Annotated in this window: 20 protein-coding genes and 1 pseudogene; 14 read left to right on the plus strand and 7 right to left on the minus strand. The window is 60.5% G+C overall.

The annotated features are described in order from the left end of the window. Position 1: 1 nt before the first annotated feature. From ACLH0H_RS22170 to inhA, 3 genes are all read right to left on the minus strand, one after another. On the minus strand, positions 2-1,462 hold the full coding sequence (locus ACLH0H_RS22170; protein WP_411379630.1) for a mannose-1-phosphate guanylyltransferase/mannose-6-phosphate isomerase: 1,461 nt from the start codon (positions 1,460-1,462) through the stop codon (positions 2-4). Continuing rightward, positions 1,462-2,901, minus strand: coding sequence for an undecaprenyl-phosphate glucose phosphotransferase (locus ACLH0H_RS22175; RefSeq protein ID WP_411379631.1), 1,440 nt, complete (start codon positions 2,899-2,901; stop codon positions 1,462-1,464). Before ACLH0H_RS22175 ends, ACLH0H_RS22170 begins: the two co-directional genes overlap by 1 nt. Positions 2,902-3,795: 894 nt before the next feature. Beyond that, entirely contained in the window at positions 3,796-4,476 is a 681-nt protein-coding gene (gene inhA / locus ACLH0H_RS22180; protein ID WP_411379632.1) for an isonitrile hydratase, read from the minus strand. Between the two features lie 90 nt (positions 4,477-4,566). Between inhA and ACLH0H_RS22185 the strand changes: the two genes are divergently transcribed. From ACLH0H_RS22185 to ACLH0H_RS22195, 3 genes and pseudogenes are all read left to right on the plus strand, one after another. Next, a complete protein-coding gene (locus ACLH0H_RS22185) occupies positions 4,567-5,535 on the plus strand; it encodes a GlxA family transcriptional regulator (protein ID WP_411379633.1) in 969 nt (322 codons plus the stop codon). 109 nt (positions 5,536-5,644) lie between these two features. Further along, positions 5,645-6,949, plus strand: a pseudogene (locus tag ACLH0H_RS22190) (GAF domain-containing protein); the annotation flags it as partial. 107 nt (positions 6,950-7,056) lie between these two features. Beyond that, positions 7,057-7,266 carry a sensor histidine kinase gene (locus ACLH0H_RS22195; protein ID WP_411382446.1) on the plus strand — a complete coding sequence of 70 codons (210 nt, stop codon included), beginning with the start codon at positions 7,057-7,059 and terminating at the stop codon, positions 7,264-7,266. Here ACLH0H_RS22195 and ACLH0H_RS22200 read toward each other — a convergent pair. The 3 genes from ACLH0H_RS22200 to ACLH0H_RS22210 all read right to left on the minus strand — a co-directional run bounded on the left by ACLH0H_RS22200 (position 7,263) and on the right by ACLH0H_RS22210 (position 10,953). Further along, entirely contained in the window at positions 7,263-8,168 is a 906-nt protein-coding gene (locus ACLH0H_RS22200; RefSeq protein WP_411379634.1) for an alpha/beta fold hydrolase, read from the minus strand. The genes ACLH0H_RS22195 and ACLH0H_RS22200 overlap by 4 nt on opposite strands. Positions 8,169-8,336: 168 nt before the next feature. Then, complete coding sequence (locus tag ACLH0H_RS22205; protein WP_411379635.1) at positions 8,337-10,160, minus strand: glycoside hydrolase family 15 protein; 1,824 nt, start codon at positions 10,158-10,160, stop codon at positions 8,337-8,339. Beyond that, the gene (locus ACLH0H_RS22210) at positions 10,153-10,953 is read right to left on the minus strand and encodes a glucose 1-dehydrogenase (protein WP_411379636.1); all 801 of its coding nucleotides are present in this window, start codon (positions 10,951-10,953) and stop codon (positions 10,153-10,155) included. Before ACLH0H_RS22210 ends, ACLH0H_RS22205 begins: the two co-directional genes overlap by 8 nt. 253 nt (positions 10,954-11,206) lie before the next feature. On the opposite strand from ACLH0H_RS22210, the gene ACLH0H_RS22215 reads away from it, so the two are divergent. The 11 genes from ACLH0H_RS22215 (at position 11,207) to ACLH0H_RS22265 (ending at position 21,900) form a co-directional block, all read left to right on the plus strand. Next, positions 11,207-11,914: an HAD family hydrolase gene (locus tag ACLH0H_RS22215; RefSeq protein WP_411379637.1), complete on the plus strand. Its 708-nt coding sequence runs from the start codon at positions 11,207-11,209 to the stop codon at positions 11,912-11,914. A gap of 17 nt (positions 11,915-11,931) precedes the next feature. Further along, positions 11,932-13,155, plus strand: a complete 1,224-nt coding sequence (locus ACLH0H_RS22220) for a transaldolase family protein (protein ID WP_411379638.1) — start codon at positions 11,932-11,934, stop codon at positions 13,153-13,155. Then, positions 13,152-13,880: a sulfotransferase family protein gene (locus ACLH0H_RS22225; RefSeq protein ID WP_411379639.1), complete on the plus strand. Its 729-nt coding sequence runs from the start codon at positions 13,152-13,154 to the stop codon at positions 13,878-13,880. The genes ACLH0H_RS22220 and ACLH0H_RS22225 overlap by 4 nt, the downstream gene beginning before the upstream one ends. A 10-nt stretch (positions 13,881-13,890) precedes the next feature. Next, positions 13,891-14,616, plus strand: a complete 726-nt coding sequence (locus ACLH0H_RS22230; protein WP_411379640.1) for an SDR family NAD(P)-dependent oxidoreductase — start codon at positions 13,891-13,893, stop codon at positions 14,614-14,616. Further along, positions 14,613-15,749: a hypothetical protein gene (locus tag ACLH0H_RS22235; RefSeq protein WP_411379641.1), complete on the plus strand. Its 1,137-nt coding sequence runs from the start codon at positions 14,613-14,615 to the stop codon at positions 15,747-15,749. The genes ACLH0H_RS22230 and ACLH0H_RS22235 overlap by 4 nt, the downstream gene beginning before the upstream one ends. 7 nt (positions 15,750-15,756) lie before the next feature. Then, the gene (locus ACLH0H_RS22240) at positions 15,757-16,533 is read left to right on the plus strand and encodes a class I SAM-dependent methyltransferase (protein ID WP_411379642.1); all 777 of its coding nucleotides are present in this window, start codon (positions 15,757-15,759) and stop codon (positions 16,531-16,533) included. A 3-nt stretch (positions 16,534-16,536) separates the two neighbouring features. Beyond that, the gene (locus ACLH0H_RS22245) at positions 16,537-17,766 is read left to right on the plus strand and encodes an MFS transporter (protein WP_411379643.1); all 1,230 of its coding nucleotides are present in this window, start codon (positions 16,537-16,539) and stop codon (positions 17,764-17,766) included. Beyond that, positions 17,763-18,377 carry an adenylyl-sulfate kinase gene (gene cysC / locus ACLH0H_RS22250; RefSeq protein WP_411379644.1) on the plus strand — a complete coding sequence of 205 codons (615 nt, stop codon included), beginning with the start codon at positions 17,763-17,765 and terminating at the stop codon, positions 18,375-18,377. The genes ACLH0H_RS22245 and cysC overlap by 4 nt, the downstream gene beginning before the upstream one ends. Before the next feature lie 108 nt (positions 18,378-18,485). Further along, the gene (locus ACLH0H_RS22255) at positions 18,486-19,130 is read left to right on the plus strand and encodes a CGNR zinc finger domain-containing protein (RefSeq protein WP_411379645.1); all 645 of its coding nucleotides are present in this window, start codon (positions 18,486-18,488) and stop codon (positions 19,128-19,130) included. Between the two features lie 184 nt (positions 19,131-19,314). After that, positions 19,315-20,346, plus strand: coding sequence for a type III secretion effector protein (locus ACLH0H_RS22260; RefSeq protein ID WP_411379646.1), 1,032 nt, complete (start codon positions 19,315-19,317; stop codon positions 20,344-20,346). 891 nt (positions 20,347-21,237) lie between these two features. Next, positions 21,238-21,900 (plus strand): type III secretion effector protein, encoded by a 663-nt coding sequence (locus tag ACLH0H_RS22265; RefSeq protein WP_411379647.1) that lies wholly within the window; start codon positions 21,238-21,240, stop codon positions 21,898-21,900. A gap of 2 nt (positions 21,901-21,902) precedes the next feature. Here the strand turns inward: ACLH0H_RS22265 and ACLH0H_RS22270 are convergent, their stop codons facing one another. Further along, positions 21,903-23,054 (minus strand): MFS transporter, encoded by a 1,152-nt coding sequence (locus ACLH0H_RS22270; protein WP_411379648.1) that lies wholly within the window; start codon positions 23,052-23,054, stop codon positions 21,903-21,905. Positions 23,055-23,275 lie beyond the last annotated feature (221 nt).

Consider the following 23,275-nt stretch of genomic DNA (forward strand, 5'->3'; position numbering starts at 1 on the left):
ATTATTTCTTCACTTCAGCCGGCGCGCGGCCATAAATGTCGTCGAAGCGCACGATGTCGTCCTCGCCCAGGTACTCGCCGCTCTGCACCTCGATCATCACCAGGTCGATGATGCCGGGGTTGGTCAGGCGGTGTTTGTGCCCGGCGGGGATGTAGGTGGACTCGTTGGCGTTGATCAAAAATTCGCGCTCGCCGTTGGTGATCTGCGCTGCGCCGCTGACCACCACCCAGTGTTCGCTGCGGTGATGGTGCATCTGCAGCGACAGCGACGCCTGGGGCTTGACCACGATGCGCTTGATCTTGAAGCGGCTGCTTTCCTCCAGCACGGTATAGGTACCCCATGGCCGGGTGACGGTGCGGTGCAGGCTGTACGCCGGATGGTTCTGGCGCTTGAGCTCGGCAACGATGTAGCGCACATCCTGGCTGCGATGGGCGTCGGCGATGAGCAGCGCGTCGGGGGTGTCGACGATGATCAGGTCACGCACGCCCACGGCGCCCAGGACGCGCTTGGGCGAGTCGATGTAGCAGTTGTGCACGTCATGCAAGATCGCTTCGCCATTGACCTGGTTGCCATGGGCGTCGCTGGGGGTGAGCTGGCGCAGGGCCTCCCACGAGCCGATGTCGCTCCAGCCGATGTCGCAGGGCACCACGGCGACCTGCCCGGATTTTTCCATCAGGGCCACATCGATGGAAATATCCGGCGCGCTGCCGAAGGCGTCCGAATCCAGTTCGCGCTGGCGCGAGGTTTTGTTCTGCAGGCTCTGGCTGTGGTCCAGCGCGGCACGGGCGGCGTCCAGCACATCGGGCGCATGGGCGGCCAGTTCATCCACCAGGGTGCTGGCCTTGAAGCAGAACATGCCGGCATTCCACAGGTGCTTGCCGCCATCAAGGTAGCCTTGGGCGGTGGCCAGGTCGGGTTTTTCGACGAAGCGTTTGACCCGGTTGCCCGTGCCCAGCGGCTCACCTTGTTCGATATAGCCAAAGCCGGTTTCCGGGTGGTCCGGCTGGATGCCGAAGGTCACCAGGTAGCCGGCTTCGGCCAGGTCGCGGGCCTGGGCGACGGCCTCCGCAAATGCCACTTCATTGAGGACCAAATGGTCGGCAGGCATCACCAGCAACTGCGCATCGCCGCCGAAATACTCCTGCACATGCAGCGCCGCCACGGCAATCGCCGCCGCGGTGTTGCGGCCAAACGGCTCCAGCAGCAAGTCGAGGGGCAGGTGGGCTTTGTTGACCAGGCGATAGTCATCCAGGGTGCGAAACAGCAGGTCGCGGTTGGTCACCGTCAACACACTCTCCACCCCAGGCAGCTTGGCGGCGCGCTGGAAGGTTTTTTGCAGCAGGCTCACGCCATCGCGCATGCGCATGAACGGCTTGGGCATGTTCTGCCGGGACACCGGCCACAACCGCGTGCCCGAACCACCGGAAATGATGCAGGGAATCAATCCGTTGAGTGTATTCATCAATAGACTTCCTTGGTGGAAAGGACGGCCGGAACCGTCATGAAGACGATGTACAAGTCAAACCACACCGACCACTTGGAGATGTATTCCAGGTCGTACTCGACACGTTTCTGGATTTTGAACAGGGTGTCGGTCTCGCCCCGGTAACCGTTGATCTGCGCCCAACCGGTGATGCCCGGCTTGACCCGGTGCCGCGAACTGTATTCGCTCACCGCCACTTCAAAGGGGACACCCGCCGCCTTGGTCGCGGTGGCGTGCGGTCGGGGGCCGACCATGGACATGTTGCCCAGCAGCACATTGAACAGCTGCGGCAGCTCATCAATGCTGGTCTTGCGGATGATGCGGCCGACGCGGGTAATGCGCGGGTCCTCGCGGGTGGTTTGGCGCTCGGCGGTGAAGTCGCTCTGGTCGGTGTACATCGAGCGGAACTTGAACACGCGGATTTCGTTGTCGTTATAGCCGTAGCGGTTCTGCCGGAACAGCACCGGGCCCTTGGAGTCGAGCTTGATCGCGATCGCCGTCGCCAGCATGATCGGTGACAGCGCCACCAGCGCCAGGCTCGCCAGCAGCAGATCCTCGCAGCGTTTGATCACCGGCGACCAGCCGCGCAGCGGCAACTGGGAGGTGTTGAACATCAAAATGCCGCCGACATCGGTGATTTTGCTGTGGCCGTAGCGCAGCGCGGCCATGTCCGGCACCAGCATGACGTTCACCGACAACTGCCGCAGGCGGTTGACCAGCCCGTGGATGCGCTGTTCGGCAGCCCAAGGCAGGCAAATCATCACCTGGTTCACCTGCTGGGCACGGATCAGTTTTTCCAGGTCGCGGGTGTTGCCCAGCAGGGGCAGGTTGCTCAGTTCCTTGGGAATGCGCTCGGTGCGATCGTCGATAAACCCGACCAGGCCAGAACGGATGTCACCGTTGCGCAGCAGGTGATCGGCCACGTGCACGGCGGTGTCGGTAAAACCCAGGATGACCGTGCGTTGCAGGTATTTGCCTTCACGCATCAGCTTGCGGTACAGGCGCAGCATCAACAAGCGTTCCAGGCAGAACAACGCCAGGCTGGCGACGTACCACGCCACCAGGTTGCGCGGCGTCAACTGCGGGAACATCTGCAGGATCTGGTACATGAACAGCAGGATGCAAAACGCCGCCGACCAGGCCTTGATCTTGGTTTTCAGGCGCAGCCGGTTGCTGAACAACTCCTCGGAATAGATGCCCAGGGCCTGGAATAGAATGATGGTCAGCGCCGCAAAAAACACCAGCAGACCCAGAAAGTGGGTGCGCAGCTCAGGGGCTATCGGGTCCAGGAAAAGCACCAGGACCAGCGGGGGTAAAATGGCCGAGAGGCCATGGATCAACTTGACGAAAACAACAAAGAACTCAACAAAACCGGCGCGTGTTAGAAACAAGCTGTCGACGGGCGACTTCTCTCGCATAAAACATCCCTCATTGCACTCCAGACTTCTCTGTTCGAGTGTTTGTTCATAAAACAGCGGGCTGCTTTAGAACCTGGGTCGAACGACTACTTCTGGGTAATACGCAACTTTCCAATCCCAATGCACAATCCAGCTACAGCTATCCATTTGAAGGGATTTTGCGGAGGGCGTGACTAAAGGAGTGCCTGATGCCTGCATTCAGTCAACAAGTTGACGATTGAGCGCAAGCGGCATGGTAGATAGGTTTGCTGGGCTTTTTTTCGGCATTTTATTGACATTCCTTGTCCGGGCGCTCGGGGGTGAGGGTGTGTTTTTGAGTGTAGGAACAAATGTGAGATTTTTCCTGCTTAAAGAAGAACCTTTTTTAAAAGCGCGCCGGAAACGGCGTGGGAAGGGACGGCAGTGTCGCACTAAGTGCCCTGCCGCCGGGGGTTTCGCTTGATCAGAAGTTGCCTTTCAAACTCACTGTAAAATTACGCGGTTCGCCATAGAAGTTGCCCCAAGAAGCGGTGCCGACCGTGTTGTAATAGTTTTTCAGCGGACAGGTTGTAGTGTATCCAGCACAATTTTTTGTCCGCACCGCACAGGCCGATTAATCTGCAGCTTTCCCGGTGGATGGATTGAACATGACTGGGATGGATGCGGTGAGTGTCAACCGCGTGCCGTTGGGTCGCGTGTTCCTTCAAGCCATGCGTCGCGCCCGACCTGACTTGAGCACACGACTGATAAAGGGTGGCTTGTCCGCGATGATCATGGGTCTTACATCTGCCTATGGTGAAACGCAGGCCAACTGTGGGAGCGGGCTTGCTCGCGAATGCGGTGGTTCAGTGAAAGATGTATTCACTGACACACCGCATTCGCGAGCAAGCCCGCTCCCACAGTTGTTTGGTGTTATCAACCCAACCGCGCAGCCGCGCGTGCAACGATCTCACCGCGTACCCGGCGCGAGTCGGCGGTGCGCTTATTGGCTTCTTCCAGCACATGCTGGGGCGCGGTGTCGGGGCGGCCTGAATTGAACGGCGGCGCCGGGGCATATTCAATCTGCAATTGCACCAGTTGCGCCGCGGCTTCGCTGTACAGTTCCGCCGCCAGGCTCAGGGCGAAATCGATGCCTGCGGTAATGCCGCCGCCGGTCAGCAGGTTGCCGTCACGTACGACGCGCTCCTGCACCGGGATCGCGCCGAGCGGGGCGAGCAGGTCGTGGTAGGCCCAGTGCGTCGTCGCCTTGCGCCCGCGCAGCAAACCTGCGGCGCCCAATACCAGCGAGCCGGTGCACACCGACGTCACGTAACGCGCGGTCTGTGCCTGGGTCTTGAGAAAGTCCAGGGTGAGCGGGTCCTCCATCAGCGCGCCGACGCCGGACCCACCGGGCACACAGATCACATCCAGGCGCGGGCAATCGGCATAGGTCATGGTCGGGGTGAACACCAGGCCGGTGCTGGAGGTGACCGGTTCCAGGTCTTTCCACACCAGGTGCAACTTCACATCCGGCAGCGAGCCCAGCACGTCATAGGGACCGGTGAGATCCAGCTGCTGGATGCCGGGGAACAACACAAAGCCAATCTGCAAGGTCATCAATAGCGCTCCGTCAAAGGGGTGGACGGCTTCACTCTAGGGGCTTAGGCTTTGGCGAATACGCCATTGAGCCCACGAATCGCGCCAATCATGCCCAGAATCGTCCATGTACTCGCTTTCGACAATGCCCAGGTGCTCGATGTCACCGGGCCTTTGCAGGTATTCGCCTCCACCAACGACTTGGCGCGCCAACGCGGTGAGCCCTTGCCCTATGCCGTTTCGGTGGTTGCCGCGCAAACGCAGCCGGTGATGACCTCGTCCGGCCTGGCCCTGGTGGCCGAGCCGCTGCCTGCCGTTGATGCGCCATGCGACACCCTGGTGATCGCCGGCGGCTGGGGAGTGTACGGCGCGGCTGAAGACACGGCGCTGGTGGAGTGGGTGCGTGAAAAAGCCAGGCACACCCGCCGCATGACGTCGGTGTGCACCGGCGCGTTCCTTCTGGCCGCCAGCGGCATGCTCGACGGCTGCCGCGTGGCCACCCACTGGACGCGTTGCGACGAGCTGGCGCGCAAGTTTCCTTCGCTGACGGTGGAGTCCAACCCGATTTTCATCCAGCAGGGCGCCGTCTGGACGTCCGCCGGTGTCACCGCTGGCATCGACCTGTGCCTGGCGTTGGTGGAGCAAGACCTGGGCCGCGCCGTGGCCCTGGAGGTGGCGCGGCACCTGGTGGTGTTTCTCAAGCGCCCCGGTGGCCAGTCGCAATTCAGTGTGACCCTGTCCCTGCAAAAAGATGACAGCCGCTTCGCAGAACTCCATGCCTGGATTGCGGAAAACCTGAGCCTGGATCTGAACATCCCGACCCTGGCCGCCCAGGCTGGCATGAGCGAGCGCAGCTTTGTGCGCCACTACCGCGCCGAAACCGGCCAGACCCCGGCGCGAGCGGTCGAATTGATGCGCGTCGAAGCCGCGCGCCGGCAACTGGCTGACAGCACCGCGTCGATCAAACGTATCGCCGTGCAGTGTGGGTTCGGTTGCGAGGAAACCCTGCGCCGCAGCTTCCTTCGCGCCCTGGACGTTACGCCCCAGGCCTACCGCGAACGCTTTTGCCTCCCGGCTTGAACGAAAACGTACGCCACTGAAGCAAGGTGCTATGTTGGCCAACTATCTTGCGCAGTGATCGCCCCCGACTGCACCGCTTTTTCCTTCGCCCCCCGGCGTAACCCTGCTCATGACGCCATTGCCTGCGATCAGCGCCGATCCTCTGCGGGACGATTGCGCCAGCGAGCCTATCCACATTCCCGGTTCGATCCAGCCCCATGGATGGCTGCTGACGCTCAGTGAACCGGCGCTTGTGGTGCTGCAGGCCAGCACCAACGTCAATACCGAGCTGGGCCTGGGCGCCGCGCCGCTGTCCGGCCAGGCGCTGGGCAGCCTGATCGGCGCGCACGCACTGGCTCAGGTGCGCCTGGCGTTGGCGGACCTGGATGCCGATGAAGACGAGTTGCATCAAGTGACGCTCAACGGCGAGCTGTTCGACGCGTTGCTGCATCGCCACCAGGGCTTGCTGTTTCTTGAGTTGGAGCGCGCCGTGTCACCCCGGCATGCTGCTGCCTTGCACGTTGCCCGAACCCTGCGCCGCCTGCAGTCGGCGAAGAGCCTTGATGGGCTGTACCAGACCTGCGTCACCGAGATCCGCGCATTGACCGGCTACGACCGCGTCACCCTGTACCGCTTCGAACAGGAGGGGCACGGGAAGGTGATCGGCGAATCCCTGAGTGACGGCATGCAGCCTTACCTGGGCCTATGTTTTCCCGCCTCGGACATCCCGCCCCAGGCCCGCGAGCTTTACCGGCTCAACTGGATCCGTGTGATTCCCGATGCGGCCTACCAGCCGGTGCCGATCTTGCCTGCGCTGCGCCCCGATAACGGTCGCCCGCTCGACCTCAGCTTCGCGGTGCTGCGCAGCGTCTCGCCGGTGCACTGCCTTTACCTGAAAAACATGGGCGTGCGCTCATCCATGAGTATTTCCCTGCTCAAGGACGATCAGCTCTGGGGCCTGATCACCTGCGGTCACCGCGAGCCGTTGCGTGTGCCCCATGAGTTGCGCACGGCCTGCAGCAGCATCGGCCAGTTGCTGTCGATGCAGATCACCTTGCTTCAGGAACAGGAAGGCCGTCGCCAGCAGCAGGAAAAAACCGTCATGATCGATGCGTTGGCCGGCGCCATGGCCGGGGACACGCTTGATGTGATGGAAAGCTTGCTGCCTCATGCCCAAACCCTGTTCGACCTGACTGACGCCCATGGCCTGGCGATTCTGGTGGAGGAGCGCCTGCACTGCTTTGGGGCCTGCCCGACCGAGGCTGAAATTCGCGCCCTTTACCCCTGGGTGCAGCAGCAGGGCAAGGGCGTAGTGTCCAGTCATCAACTGGCTGTGGACTTCCCCGCGGCCGCGGCCTATCAGGCAATCGCCAGCGGGCTGTTGGCCATCCGCCTGCCTAAACCGGTTAACAATGCCGTGATGTGGTTTCGCCCCGAGCTGAAATCCACGGTGAACTGGAGTGGCCAACCCATCAAGCATCAGGAGGCCGGGACCGGCATCTCAAGCCCGCGGCTGTGGCGGACGACCACGTGCTGTTTCGCGTGTGCGATAACGGCGCGGGCATCGGTGCGGCGCAATTGCCCTACATTTTCGAACGCTACTGGACGTCCCGCGAAGGCAACCCCACCGGCAGTGGCCTGGGGTTGTATATCTCCCACGGGATTATCCAGGCGCACGGCGGCACTCTCTGGGCAGAGAGCGTGGCGGGGCAGGGCAGCGTGTTCAGTTTCAGGCTCGCGGCAGCGCCTTAAGCGCCGGCGAGTAACTCAAGGATGGCCGCCACGGTCACCTGCGGCGCTTCCTGAGGGATATTGTGGCCCACGCCCGGCAGGACCTGCCGCCGGTAAAAACCGCTGAACCGTTCCACATCATCATCCACCTCGGGCGGCGGGCCCACGCCATCATCGGCACCGCACAATGAAATGCTCGGTACCGAAATCACCGGTTGCAACGCCAGGGCCTGCTCGATGGCTTCCAGCGCCGGGTCGCCAGGCGCATACATGAAACGGTGACGATAGGAATGGATCACCACCTCGACAAAATCCGGATTATCGAACGACGGCGCCGTCTGCGCATACAGCCCCGGCCCTTCAGCCCAGGACGGCGACCACAGCGACCACAGCAAGGCGCAGAGTTCGCGGCGGTTGGCGGTCAACCCGTCGACACCGCGCTGGGTATGAAAGTAGTACTGATACCACAACCGATGTTCCGTCGCCGGTGCCCGCGGCTTGGGCGACTGGGCGATGTCCTGGATGTTGTAGCCGTCCCCGGTCACCAGCCCGCGTACCCGCCCAGGCCATAACGCCGCGACGATGCAGGCGGCGCGTCCACCCCAGTCGTACCCGGCGAGGGTCGCTTGCGGGATCGCCAATGCGTCCATGAATTCCAGCAAATCCTTGGCCAGCGCCGCCTGCTGCCCGGAGCGCATTACCTGGGCATTGATAAACCGCGTCGGGCCGTAACCGCGCAGGTATGGCACCAGTACGCGGTAACCACGCCCGGCCAGTACCGGCGCAATCGCGTCATAGCCGCGTGGGTCGTAGGGAAAGCCATGCAGCAGGATCACAGGCTCACCGTCGGTTGGGCCGTGGGCTTCATAAGCCACATCGAGCATGGAGGTGCGCACGTAAAGCAACGGAGCGGTCAGGGTCATAGGGCACTTTTTTCGGCTGGCCAGCGGTGTTGAAACTCTAGCCGAAACCGTGATGGGGTAGGGGCCATTGCAGCTATCGGCGCCTGAAAGATGGCTATCGCAGGCAAGCCAGCTCCCACAGGAGAGTGCATTTCAACTGTGGGAGCGGGCTTGCCCGCGATGGCGGCATCAGGGTTGCCAGGTCGTCTTCTGCCCGCTGAGCTTGCGGTCCAGAAACGTCGCCGCGCTGATCAACGCCAGGTGGCTCAACGCCTGGGGCGTGTTGCCCAGGTGGCGGGCCTGGCTGTCGAACTCTTCGGCATACAAGCCCAGCGGGTTGGCATAGCGCAGCAACTGTTCGAACTCCAGGTGAGCCTTTTCCACTTGCCCGGCGCGGGCCAGACATTCAACGTACCAGAACGAACAGGCCGCAAATGCACCTTCGGTGCCTTGCAGGCCATCGATCTGGCCCTCGTTGCGGTAGCGATAGACCATGCCGTCGCGCACCAGGTTTTTCTGGATAGCTTGCAAGGTCGACAGCCAGCGTGGGTCGGTCGCCGCGACGAACCGCACCAACGGCATCAGCAGCATCGAGCCGTCGAGCGCCGTGCTGCCGATGTACTGCACGAAATGCCCGCGTTCTTCATTCCAGAAGTTGCTCCAGATGTCGGCATAGATCGCCTGACGAGTCTGGTCCCAGCGCGCGAACGGCGCTGGCAACGAGCGCTTGGACGCCAAGCGGATGGCGCGGTCCAGCGCGACCCAGCACATCAGGCGCGAATGCAGAAAATGATGCTGCTCGCCGCGCATTTCCCAGATGCCCACGTCCTGGGTATTCCAGATTTCACAGACCTGATCGGCCACTTCCACGGTGTGTTTCCAGCCTTCGTGGGAGATCGCTTCGCCGTACTTGTTGACCAGGTACACCGCGTCCATCAGCTCGCCGTAGATGTCCAACTGGACCTGGTCGAATGCCTCGTTGCCGATGCGCACGGGCCGGGCACCACCGTGGCCTTTGAAATGGTCAAGCTCGGCTTCAGGCAGCTCCTGGCGACCGTCGATACCGTACAGGATATTGATCCGTGTCGGCTGCGCGCAGCAGTCACTCACACGGCCCCTGAGCCAGCGCATGTAGCTGTTGGCTTCTTCGACAAAACCCAGGCGCATGAAGGCATAGACGGTGAACGAGGCGTCGCGGATCCAGGTGTACCGGTAATCCCAGTTGCGTTCGCCGCCGGGCGCCTCGGGCAGGCCGAAGGTGGCGGCGGCAATGATCGCGCCGTGTTTGCGCGACGTCAGCAGTTTCAGCGCCAGGGCCGAACGGTTGACCATTTCGCGCCAGCGCCCACGGTAGTTCGACTGGGCGATCCAGCCGCGCCAGAACTTCACGGTGTGGGCCAGCGCCAGGTCGGTGCAGCCGCCGTCCACGCGTTGATCCTCCTGGCCGCCCAGGACGAACTCGGCACCTTCCTCCTCGTCCAGAGCGAAGCTCGCCACGGCAGCGCCGTCTTTGACCTGCAACGGGTGGCTGCCAGAGAGGCGCAGGCCAGGTTGGCCTTCGGCACTGAAGCACACCGTGCCGTTGTCGAGGCTGGTATGGGTAGGCGTGCGCGCGTAATCGTGGCGCACCGCGCAGCGCAGATGAAACTGGGCCTTGCCACTGACGACCCGCACCCTGCGGATCAACAGGGGCAGGTCATCTATTTCCTCACTGACGGACAGCAGGTCAGTAATCTCCACCACGGCCTGGTCGCTCAGCCAGCGGGTTTGCAGCACATTGGTGTCGGGCAGGTAGATCTGCTCGCGGCGCGCGTTGGGCAGGTCCGGGGAGAGTTGAAAAATACCGGCCTCGGGGGTGTCCAGCAACGAACAGAAGATCGACGGGCTGTCGAATTCAGGCCAGCAGAAGAAGTCGATGCTGCCTTTATCATTCACCAGTGCGGCGCTGCGCATGTCGCCGATAATGCCGTGGGCATCGATGGCACTCTGTGGTTCGTTTTTTAAATCAACCATTGCCACGAAACTCCGGGTAAAGGCTCATGCCGCCGTCGATGAACAGCGTGCTGCCCACCACATAATCGGAGGCATCGCTGGCCAGCCAAACCACGGCGTTGGCCACGTCCTCCACATTGCCCACGCGCCCGTAGGGAATCAGCTTGAGCAGCTCCTGCTCCGCCGCCCCTTCGGTGGCCGCGCGATTGATCGCGGTGCGTATCGCCCCCGGCGCTATGCCGTTGATGCGGATGCGTTGCTCGCTGACTTCCTGGGCGAGGGTGCGCATCAGCATCTCCACGCCGCCTTTGGACGCCGCATAGTTCGCATGCCCGGCCCAGGGGATCAACTGGTGCACCGAACTCATGTGGATGATTTTGCCCGCAGCCCGTGACACGCCTTCGCGCACGCCTTGGCGATTGAAAATTTTCACGGCTTCGCGGGCACACAGGAATTGGCCGGTGAGGTTGACGCCGATCACTTTGTTCCAGTCGTCCAGGCTCATGTCGACCAGGTTGGCGTCCTTTTGCAGGCCCGAGTTGGCCACCAGGATGTCCAGGTGGCCGAACGCATCCAGGGCCTGTGCAAACATGCGCTGCACATCAGCTTCCTGGGATACGTCGGCACCGATGGCAACCGCCCGGCCGCCGCTGGCATTGATCTGCGCGGCAAGGGCCTCGGCGGGCGCCGCCTTGGCGTTGTAGTTCAGCACCACCGCCGCGCCGGCCTGCGCCAGGGCCTTCGCCGCGCCGGCACCGATTCCGGAACTGGCGCCTGTCACCAGCGCCACTTGTTGCTCCAACGAGATACGCATTGCTCACCCAGCCTTAAATCCGTGAGTTCAAGTAGCTGACTGACGGCGCGCCAGGGAAGTTCAGCCGTGTGAAATTAGCGACTACAACCATGGTGGAAAATGGAATAACAGAACTATAAAAAATAACCATAAGATACTAAAAAACCGTTCAAAAGCGTTTGACAGGCTTTTTCGCCACGTGTCTTATAGGCACACCTCAACCCGCTCCGTTGGTAGTTCGGAAGTCATCGCGGGGCCATGATCAGAGATATGTATGTGCCTCTCGGCCGATCCAAGGGAACTGCCCGTTCGGGTAAAAGAGACTGCCCTGAAGGGGGTGCCTAAGTTAGTCATCTTTGATTGCGACGGCGTACTGGTACAAAGTGAAGAAATCACCCTGTCGGTGTTGATCGCCATGCTTAATACACAGGGCAATACCGTTCTTGATGCGACACGGTTTATCGAGCACTTTCGTGGGCGCAAGATTGCTGATTGTTTACGCGAGGCTGAGCAACTTTTAAATGTTCGTCTGGACAATGACTTTGAACAGCACTTTCGCAAGCAGGCATTAGCAGCATTGACGCTCGATTTAAAAGCCACCGATGGGATTGTTGATGTTTTGCAAGCGCTGACGGTGCCCTATTGCGTCGCCTCCAGTGCGCCGCGCGAAAAGATAGAACATTGCTTGCGCCAGGTCGGGCTGCTTTCTTATTTCGAAGGGCGGATATTCAGTTGTTATGAGCTGGGCAGTTGGAAACCTGATCCCCTGGTGTTTCTGACGGCCTGCGACCATTACAACGTTGATATAAGTGAAGCGCTGGTAATTGAAGACAGTGTTACGGGTATTCAGGCGGCTATCGCCGCCAATATCCAAGTGCTGGGCTTGGGGCCGCCGCATCGGCATCCGCAGTTGGTCGCCGCCGGCGCACGACCGATTATTGATATCCGTGAAATGCTGGCCATTTTTAATTTATCCCAATGACTCAGGGAAGAGGCGTCGTGAATACACTCGGTTACATAGAACGACTTAAGCGCAATGATCCGGGTTCGCAAGTGTGGTGGGATTCATCGCCAGCCCTGTACTTGCCTTATAAACAACACCTGTTGGAAAAATACCCGGCGGCGGCTGCTTATATAGGCACGTTGATGCCGGCCGATTTCTGCGCGCCGCAGGGTTTGTGCAGCGTGACTACCAATCCGCGGTTGGTGACGGCCGTCATCCTCGAAAAGCGCGAGTACTGGTCATCGCGGTTCAATCTGGCCAGCCTGTCTCCCCATGAGTTGCGCAAGCAACTGTACAACGAAGTCATCCTCGAAGGCGCCGCGATGCTTAAATCGCGGTGGGTTCAGTCGGCCCAGGTCGAAGGCTGGATCAGCGCCCAGGTCGATCCCGCGGACGCGCGCTGTACCGAACGCATGACCGCCAGGGGCCTTGAACTGCAGCGCCTGGCGCCAAACGTGATGGTCAAGGTGCCAGGCAGCCTGGAGGGGTTGGCAACCGTCGAACATCTGGTGGCTCAGGGCGCGTCGGTGAATATCACCTTCTGCTTCACCGTCGCCCAATTCCAGGCCGGTATCCAGGCCATAGAGCGTGGCATGGCAGTCGCGCGTAGCAAGGGCATCGACACCCGGCGCTGCAAGTACGTGATCACCTTTATGATCGGGCGTTTCGCCAGCCAGCCCGAATTCGCGTTGCAGGCGGCCGAGCGTGGCCTGGTCTTGAGCGCCGAGGAACTGCGCTGGGCCGAACTGATGATTTACCAGCAGATCCAGGAATGGGTAGCGGCGTCACACGTGCCGGTCAATACCCTGCTTTCCAGCATAAAAGTCGACGTGGACGAACGTGGCAACAAGCAGTGCTGGCATCTGGAAAAGACCGGGCACACGGCGACCTGCTACACCCTGACGCCGGACGTGGTGGAGTTTCTGGTCGAGCGCGAAAGCCACGGCAAGCCGGTGATGCCTGCGCTGCAGGCCTGGAAACCGCCCGTCGCGACTTTCGCGAAGCTGATCCGCATCCCGTATTTCTACGAAGCCTACGTTGCCGACGGCATCGATCCGTACGACTTCGGCAATCACGAAGCCTTTATCAACGCCTGCAATGAAGCCAACAGCGCGCACCGGCGCCTGGCGGATTACTGCGTGCGGCTCTGCCCGGTGACAAAACCCTTCAAGCGCGCGCTCAACGCATTGCTGGCCGCCGAGTTCGGAGTGATCGCATGAACCGGATGATCGGGTTGTGGGCTCACCCCCGTTCGCGTTCCACCGTGCTGGAGCGCGTGTTTATCGAACGCGGGGATTTCGAGGTCTTCCACGAGCCCTTTGCGCACATGGCATTTTCCAAGGAATCGGCGATTCCTTCGGATGAGTGGGATCACAGTTTGCCCACGACTTATCAGGGCATCAAAGAGCATCTGATGACGGCGCGGGAACGGTCAAACGTCTTTCACAAAGACATGTGTTATCACTGTTTGGATGATTTAAAAGTTGATGCGGGCTTTCTTGCGCAACAGAACAATATCTTTCTTATCCGCGAGCCTGCCCGCAGCATTATTTCCCATCATCGGGTGCACCCCGATATGCCATTACACGCGATCGGGCATAAGGCGTTGTATGACATATTTTGTGTGGTCACCAAACTCACCGGCAAAGTGCCTTATGTGATTAATGCCGATGATCTGGCCGCCGAGCCGGAACGAGTAATACGTAAACTCTGCGATCACTTGAGTATTGAGTTTCTTCCACAGGCCATGACCTGGAAACGTGAATGTCCAGAGCAATGGAAGACGTGGCGTCGTTGGCATGTGGATGCAGAAAACAGCGAACGAATTGTTGCGCCGCCTGAACAGTCCATCGATACCACGCTGTTCGAGCAGTATCCCAAGTTAAAAGCGATGTACGAATACCACCGAACTTTCTACGCGCGCATGAATGAATTCTGTCAATAAGGACGGTTGCATGAAGAAGCTGATTATCACCGGGGCGGCCAACGGCATTGGTCGAGCGACTGTCGAAAGGGCGATTCAACAAGGCTACTTCGTTATCGGTGCCGATAAGGACGCCGAGGGTCTGGAAACGTTGCAAAGTCTGTATGGCGCTGATGTATTCGAGGCACATGTTGCAGACTTTTCAGAGATGACCACTATCAAGGGTTTTATTCCCTCACTGTATGAACGCCATGCCACTATTTACGGTTTGGTCAATAACGCCGGTATTTACCACGGCAAAAGTGTCTATGCCTATTGCGATGAGCAAATAGACGAGATCCTTAACGTCAACCTCAAGGCGCTGGTTTACCTGTCCAAGGACTTCGCCGAGCGCGAAATGCAGCACGAAGCGCCGCGCAGCATCGTCAATATCGCCTCGGTGGCCGGTGAAGTGGGCAGCTGCGATGCCCTCTACGGTGCGACCAAGGCGGCGGTGATCGGCCTGACCAAGGCCAACGCCTGGAACTTTGCGCCGTTCGTGCGGGTGAACGCAGTGTCCCCGGCGCTGATCCATGAGACCGCGATCTACGACACCATCCCCGACTACCGGCGCGCCGAATATGCCCGCCAGGAAGTCCTCAAGGACCCCATCCTGCCCAGCGCCGTGGCCGAGGTCATTCTGCTGCTGGTGGGCGACGCGTTGCGTCACCTTACCGGCAGAGTGATCCCGGTCGACAACGGAGCCTACCCGCGATGAGCCCGTCGATCCGCAAGAAAAAACTCCTGCTGGTGGGGGCGGGCAACCTGTGCCTGCAGATCCTCAAAATTCTCGGGCCGAAAAACGCCTTTGACTTCGTGGTGCTGGGCCGTGATGAAGAGGCCACGATCCGGCTGTGCAACCTGGTGGCGCTGTCGTGCGCGCAACTGGGGCGGTTCATCAGCATCAAGCCGCTGATTGCCGACCTGACGGATATCGACAAGGTGGCGCAACGGCTGCGTGAAGAGGCGCCGGATATCCTGGTGAACTGCGCGTCGCTGCAGTCATGGCGAGTGATTACCGGGTTGCCCAAGCTATCGTTCGAAAAGCTCGACCAGGCGCAGTTCGGCCCCTGGCTGCCGATGCACCTGACGTTGATGCATTGCCTGATGCAGGCGGTAAAGGCCGCCGGCATTACCACCAAAACCGTCAACGCGGCGTTCCCCGATGCGGTCAATCCGATCCTGGGGCGCATCGGCCTGGCGCCGGATATCGGCGTGGGCAATGTGGCCAACCTGGTTCCGGCGGTGCGTTTTTCCATTGCGCGGCTGCTCGAATGCGCGCCCGGCGATGTGCAAGTGCAGCTTTACGCCCAGCATTATTTCAGCCACTACGTGCCGCGCGGTGGCCTGCCGCCGCGTGCCAGCTACCGCTTGTTGTACGAGGTGCGCGGCCTGCCGCACGCACCCCGACTACCGGCCGAAGCGATTTTCGCCACGGTCAAATCCGAGTTCCACCGCCTGGGCGGGGTGGACGGGCAGTTCCTTACCGCATGCTCCGCCGTCACGGTGATCGAAGGGCTGTTTTCCCCGACGCCGGTGCTGGTGCATGCGCCGGGCCCCCTCGGGCTTCCGGGCGGTTATCCGGTGTGGTTGCACGATGGGCGCATCCAGGTGCAGTTCTCCGAGGCCTGCCCGCAGGACGAGGCGGTGCGCATCAACACCATCTGCCAGAGCCAGGACGGCATCGACGCGATCCACTGTGATGGCTCCGTTACCTACAACCCGCAATGCATGGCCGTCATGCAGTCGATGCTGGGCTATTCCAAAGACACCATGGCTGTCGAGCAAGCCGCCGAGTTTGCCCGCGAGCTGGCGAGCAAGTACCGCTCTTTCAAGAATTCAACCTGGTAGGTGTGTGATGAATCAACTGTCCAGACACAAGCACAACGAAGTCGCCAGTTATTCCGCGCAATACTCCGCAGACTTCGTGGAGCGTTGGGATGAATTGATCGATTGGAAAAAAAGAAAGGAAGGAGAGCGCGGCTTTTTTGAAAACCTGTTGCGCAAGCACGGTGTGCGCTCGGTCATCGATGTATCGACAGGCAGTGGTTTTCACGCGGTGCAGCTAAAGAAGGCTGGCTTTGATGTTGTTGCGACCGATGGCAGCAGTACGATGTTGACTAAGGCGCGGGCGAACTTTCGCGAACATGAGGTGGGCATCGAATCCCATTACCGTGACTGGCACTCGCTGGACCCTCAGGAGCTGGGTCAATTCGACGCCGTCGTGTGCCTGGGCAGTTCGCTGTGCCATGTGTTTGAAGCCCACGAGCGCTTGAAGGTGTTGGCAAAATTCAGGGCATTGCTCAAGCCGGGCGGTTTGCTGATTGTCGATCAGCGCAATTTCTTCGCCATTCGCGCGGGCAACTACAAGGCCAGCGGTAATTACTATTATTGCGGTACGAATGCTTCAGTCAGTTTGGGGCAGGTTGATGAGCATATATGTGAGTTCATCTATTCCTTCGATGATGCCGAGCAGTTCAGGCTGCAGGTTTATCCCTTGTTACCGGGCCAGTTGAAAGGGGAGGTGCTCAAGTCGGGGTTTACCCACCATGAGAGTTACGGGGACTTCGAGCGTGACTACGACATGATGGATTGCGATTTCATCATCCACACCGCGCTCGCCAATGGGAAGTAGACGATGAGTACACTCGTACAAAGCAACACCCGCCCATTGGACAGCGTCGTATTGGCGGTGGTCCTCACAGGCTTCGTGGCCAGCACCTACGGGTTCGGCGTTTACCTGTTCGCCAACCTGGTGGTGGACATGCGCCGCGACATCGGGTTCGACTACACCACGGTGGGCCTGATCACCGGCGGTGCGCAGATTGGCTTCCTGCTGTTTTCCTCGGTGACCAGCTACATCAGCCGGTATTTCGAGGGCTGGAAAATCAGCCTGGTGTCCACGGTGCTGACCTCCCTGGCGCTGCTGGGCCTGAGTGTCAGTCACAGCATCTGGTTGTCGGGCGCGTTGCTGATCCTGCTGGGCGGCTGTTCCGCCTCGGTGTACATCCCGTTGGCGGAAATCGTCACCAAAGGCTTCAGCCCGGGCAATCGTTCGCGGGTCATGGGGTTGATCTCCAGCGGCACCAGCTATGGCGTGTTCATCAACGGCTTGCTGGTGTCGTTCCTGACCTTGAACGGCGGCTGGCGCTCGATCTGGCTTACCGCCGGCCTGATCTCGGTGGCCCTGTGCGTGGTGGCCTGGTTTCTGTTGCGCAGCCTGGCGGCAAGCCAGGACACCGGCTTTTCCGACGCGCGCGCCGCTACGTTCGACAATCAGCAACCCTGGCTCAGCCGCTCGTTGTACCTGACTTGGACCATCGCCTTTCTCAATGGCATGGCGCTGCTGCCGTTCCAGACGTACCTGGCGCCGTTCCTTCGCGATGAATTGGGCGTGTCGGTGCGGGACGCCGGGTTTATCTGGACCACCATCGGTGCCGTGGGCATGGTATCGGGCTTTCTGGTGGGCTGGATCGCCGACAAAGTGGGCGTGCGGGCGTCGCTGGCGATGTGTTTCCTCAGTGCGGGGCTGGCCGCCATCCTGGTGTTTGGCTTCAACAGCCTGCCCTTGTTCTATCTGGCGGCGTTTCTGTTTGCCTTGGCGTTTTACCCCATCTTCGGGCTGGTCCCCAGTTACATCGGGCAAATCGTGCCGGTCAGCCGACTGACCCAGGCCTTCGGCATTGCCAATGTGCTGATCGGCCTGGGTGGGGTGTGCGGCAACTTCCTGGGCGGATTCTCCAAGGACCTGACCGGTTCGTTCTCGACAGTCTACTGGGTGGTTGCGCTGTTGCTGTTCGTGCAATGCGTGATGGTGTTCCTGTTGGGCAAACAGCCTGTTTCGATCAAAGAGGGCGAGCAACCATGAGCTACTTTCCAGACAGCGCGGGCCAGAACCTGCACGCGTTCGCCTTCAGTCACGGTCGCGCCGAACACTCGCGGATGTCACAAAAGCCCGTGGTCATCTGGTTGACCGGTATTTCCGCGTCCGGCAAGTCGACCATCGCCGATGCGCTGGACGTTGCCCTGCACAAACAGGGGCGGATGACCGCGATTATCGATGGCGACTCGGTGCGTGGCGGGTTGTGCCGCGACTTGGGTTTTACCGACGGTGACCGCGATGAGAATATCCGGCGCGTGGCCGAAGTTGCGCGGTTGATGCTGGAGGCGGGGCTGTTGGTGATCGTGGCGCTGATTTCACCCTCGTCCGCCAGCCGACACTACGCGCGTTCGATCATCGGCAACGAGTGCTTTGTTGAAGTGCACGTGGACGCACCGTTGGAAACCGCCGAGCAACGTGACCCCAAGGGCCTGTATAAAAAAGCCCGCGCAGGGCTGATCAAGCACTTCACCGGTATTGACGCCAACTATGACGTACCAGTGTTTCCAGAAGTGCACTTGAATACCCAGGCGCTTTCAGTGGAACGGTCGGTCGAGACCATTCTTGAGTGGCTGGCGCACAACAACGCTAACAGTTAGCCGTCTGTCTTTGCGCTGGCTTTGCGCCGTGCACGCGCTGTCTGCCATGGGAAAAAACAAGGTAATCTGCGCCATCGCAGGGAGACCGCGTTTTTTCCGGGAGCAGACATGACACATTTCACGGGCACCGCAAAATCGATCCGCCTGATTGGCGGGGCCCGGGTATTGGACTTTATCAATACCACCAACGGCCGTCGTCCCGGTACCGCGCTCAAGGCGGTAGAGGAACGGCTCACCAGCTTTCGGTTCTTCTTTGAATGGGCACGCCATGCGTCCTTGATCTCTGCCCAGGAATTTGATGACTACCAGCCGATGGTGTTCGAGTCATCGATCGCCTACCAACCCGACCTGGACCTCATCATTGCGTTCCGGGAATGCCTTTACCGGGTGTTTTACCCGTTGTCGTCAGGCGGCGGGGCGCCTGATGAGACGTTGCAGCAGATCAACCAGGCGTTTGTGCACGGTGTCGAGCGGCGCGTGCTGCGTTCCGTTGAGGGTAAGCCTGCCTGGGCGTGGAAGCCTTGTACCACCACCCAGGAACTGACGGCCATGGTGTTGGGGCGCCTGGCCATAGAGGCTACGCAATTGCTGGTGTCGGGTGATCTGCACGCGTTGCGCAGTTGCGGCGCCACCGACTGCGATTGGGTGTTCCTCGACGTTTCGAAGAACAAGCAGCGCAAGTGGTGCCAGATGAGCGTGTGCGGCAGCCGCGAGAAACTCAGCCGTCTCAAGCAGGTGGGCGGCGCACTGTAGTTTCAGCGTCATATCATCCCAGGTCGTACCGGGCCGAGCCATTGTGATGAAAAGCGGCAATCCGATCGGGCTGCGATTTTTGCTTGTTCCTACAGCTGTACGGCACAACTTTCTGGCTGTCTGGAACTGATTCCGACATGAACTCCACACATGGACACACCTGAGGAGCAACAGGCTGAAGGTGATGTTCAACCTATTGGAGAAATTTATGTCGGTATCGACCCTCGATTCATCCCTCTCTGCTTCAACAACGGCTGATCTCACGCAAAACCATGCCAAACCTCAGGCGAGTGCCAGCGGCTCGGCGCCTGCTGCGCCTTCCTTCAATGGTCAGAGTGCAAGCGTCAATTTCAGCACCCGCGATCACCAGGCCGGGCCGGTGTTCGGCGGCAGCGCGGCAACGGTGCAACCTCAAAACGCGACTCAACAGGCGCCCGTGTTGCCCAGTTTCCTGGAACAAGCCAGGCACTGGCTGGGGCATTGGTTTGGCGGGCATCGGCCACACCCGCATCCTGGGTGTAGCAACCCGCCGCCAAGGCCCAACCCTGACTGCAGCGGCCCACCGCCAAGACCAAACCCGGGCAACAGCGCGCCTGCGCGCCCTACACCCACCCCCGGCCGCCCGTTCCCGACGCTGCCATGGGGGCCCGACAAGCACTACTCACAGAAAAATAATGAACAGTTGGCGCAGCAGTTGCTCGCCAACTTCGCGGCCTTCAAAGACTCTAACAACCCAGGCTCTGTGAGCGTTGACAGCCTTCATGCGATGGCCAATAGAGGTCTGTCCGGCAACGCCGCCATGGACAACAACATTAAACTGGCCAGGGAGTTGCTGCGGCGCCCGGAGCTGATTGACGCCATCGACCGGCACCCCACCACAGGAGCGCTGGATGGTCTGATCGACCGGAAAAAGCTGAGCACGATAATCAACGGGGACAACTACTTCAAGTACAGCAGCGACAAGCAACTGGCGCAGGAAATGCTCGAGCATTTCAAAGAGTTGAAGGGCAACAAGTGGGGCTCGAACCTGCGGATTGCAGACCTTAAAAAGTTGGCGGGGAGCTCGCTGACGGGGGATTCTTCGAGGGATCACCTGATCCAACTGGCGCAGGAAGTTCTCAAACGCAGCGACCTGGTGTCGAAGCTGGACACTTTCGCCGGAGCGGACAATGACGGCCGAATCAGTTGGAAAGCACTGTATTCGACGTCTCGCTGAAAACCCACAGGCGCCATACAGGGTTGAGGCGCCTGCCTTACATGATCCCTGCAACGGATTGCCTCATTTATCACGTGGATCAGACCCAACGGCCTTGAGCCGAACGGCCGCTTTTCAGATTCCGCATGAGGGTTAGCCCGATGACTTCAACCTCCTTTCAATCCCCTTCATCTGGGTGCCGGGGGGCGCCTTGCGATAGGGCCGAAATGACTCGTCCGGCAGCCGAAAGGGACGAGACTCTAAACGCCCCTCTGGCCCCGTCGTATGCGCATGCAGCAGAAACCCGACGGATGAAGGCTTTCACCGGCCAGTGCAAATTCCAGGCGCCAGTCGCGGACGATTTTTTCCGTGGCCTGTCTGACCCTGAGCGGCCTTGCGGGGGTGGCTCCAAGGCATCGCGGCATGCTGGATGGATCCCTGGCCTGGTCGCCTGGTTGCGCGGATAAGCGCTGAGTTGTGCCTGCATGGCGCCAACGTTTTTTACATGCTGTCACTGGTATTCATCCGTCAGCCGGAACTGCCGTGCCCACCCAGCCACACATCAGGGGGCCGATCTGGCTGAAACCCGTTGGGTGCTTTCGGTTACCTCGGTAGCGAATTCCAGGCACGCGTGTATTCGAAAAGTTGGAGAGACCCATTATGCTCGAGGGTGTATTAATGCCCGTACGGCCGTCAGTCCCGGATGAGGCGACTGTACGGCCCGCTACGCCACCACCGACCGTTCCTTCGCAAACCTGGAATGACACCCGGTCGGTTCCCCCTGATGGGCTCTCCCGCAGGCCCCCATCATTGCGCAGAACGCTTTCTGCGCCGAACCATCGAGCGTTGCAAAATGCCCCCGTTGCCCGCACGAGTCTTCCTGAGCCGGGTGCGAGGTCCTCGGATAGCGAATTGGCGAAGGCGTTGGAGAAGCACTTCGGTGTGCTGTATCCGTTTCTCAAAGCAGGGAGCTTGACGTGGTCGGCCTTGCAGCGGGTCGCCGCTCAACCTGCCGGCCAACACGAAGAGATGGATAAAGCCATCAAGATCGTCAGCGAAATGCTCAAGCGCCCGCCGTTGATCGACGTGATCATGAGCCGCACTGGCGATATCACCCGAGACAGCCTCAAGGCTGGCGCTTCGGCGTTGTCGGGGAACAGCTCGCCAAGTGAATTCAGCCAGGACCCGTTCCATGCCCAGGGCAATGCGCGGGTGGTCCAGGCCCTGCAGTTTCATTTTGCGCTACTGCGGGATAAAACCAGGGACCGGACATTTCTTTTCGAACAGCACCAGTACATCGAAGTTGCCGCGCTCAAGGCGGTGATGCAGGATCCCTACGACGTTGATCCACAGGGGGCCCCGGTGCTGGAGCCCCAGACCGGCATGCCCAGGCCCAGGTACAGTGAACTCTGCGTCTACACCGCCAGGAACATCCTCGAGCGGCCAGGTTTGTTACGCTCGCTGGAACAAGCCAACGGCACGCGATTGTTTGGTCCACCTCCGTATGAAGGCTATCTCAGCAACAAGAGCCTCGATCGCTGGCTGGAGCAGGATGAGGCTCGCAAAGCGCGCTGAGGTCATACCTTGAGGACCTTGCCGCTGACTGCCACTGCCGCCAGCATTACCGCGATCAGCACAAAGGCGGTGCCGAGGCTGCTGCCATGGGCGATAAACCCGATCACGGCGGGCCCCGCCAGAATCCCGGCGTACCCCAGGGTGGTAATCGCCGGCACCGCAATATGTTCCGGCATGACCGTTTGCTTGCCGACGGCGGTGTACAGCACCGGTACGATATTCGAACAACCCGCGCCCACCAGCGCATACCCGAGCAAGGCGGTTTCCCACGCCGGGGACAAGGTCGCCAGCAGCATACCAGCGGTGGCCAATGCGCCGCCGATCACGATCACCCGGCTGGCGCCCAGCCGGCGCACGATGGCATCCCCGGTCAACCGCCCAACCGTCATGGTCAAGGCAAATGCCGCGTAACCCAGGCCTGCGTAAGCTTCGCCCAGACCGCGCTCGGCGCTGAGGAACACCGCGCTCCAGTCAAGCACCGCACCTTCGGCCAGGAACACGATAAAACACAGGCAGCCGATGAACAGCACCACGCCGTGGGGGATGGCAAAGGCTGGCCCGGAACTCTCGCTGCCATAAGGCAACAGGTGCGGCGCGGCCTTGAGCAGCGCCACCAGTGTAATGACCACCACCGCCAGGGTCGCCTGCAGAGGCGACAGGCCCAGTCCCAGCAATGCCGAGACCCCCGCTGCACCGACAATCCCTCCCAGGCTGAACAGCCCATGAAAGCCGGACATCATGGTCCTGCCGCTGGCCCGCTCGACGATCACCGCCTGCAGGTTGACGGTGGAGTCCACGGTGCCCAAGCCAGCGCCAAACAGGAACAACCCGATCATCAACAACGGAACCGAACTGACCGTAGCCAGCATCGGCAACGCCAGGCAGATCAGGATCGTCCCGGCACTCAACACGCGTCTACAGCCATAGCGCGACGCCAGCGCGCCCGCCGCAGGCATGGCGATGATCGAGCCGACACCCAGGCACAACAACAGCAGGCCCAGCGTGCCTTCGCTCAGGTGGGCGCGGGCCTTGGCATAGGGCACCAACGGCGCCCAGGCCGCGATGCCGAAGCCGGCAATGAAGAAAGCGATACGGGTCGACATTTGCTCCAGCCGCCCGGGAACCACGGACGCTGGAAGGGGGATGGCGGTCATGAAAAATCCTTGGTTTTGCGTTCGATGAACGGTGTCCGGCGCGACATCGTTGCACATCAGGCCTTGACGCGCGAGCAGGGTTCCCTCGGGGTTCCGGATGGTTGTGAATTTTATTTTTACAAACCTGGAACGTCAGACGGGTTGGCAACCACATAAGCGGTATCGAGTATGCGGGAGGCGATCTGGAAGGTGCGTAATCCTCGTGAGGGCTTTTGAACCCC

Origin of the sequence: Pseudomonas sp. MPB26 (genome assembly GCF_046605355.1) — a bacterium.
GTDB lineage: Bacteria > Pseudomonadota > Gammaproteobacteria > Pseudomonadales > Pseudomonadaceae > Aquipseudomonas > Aquipseudomonas cedrina.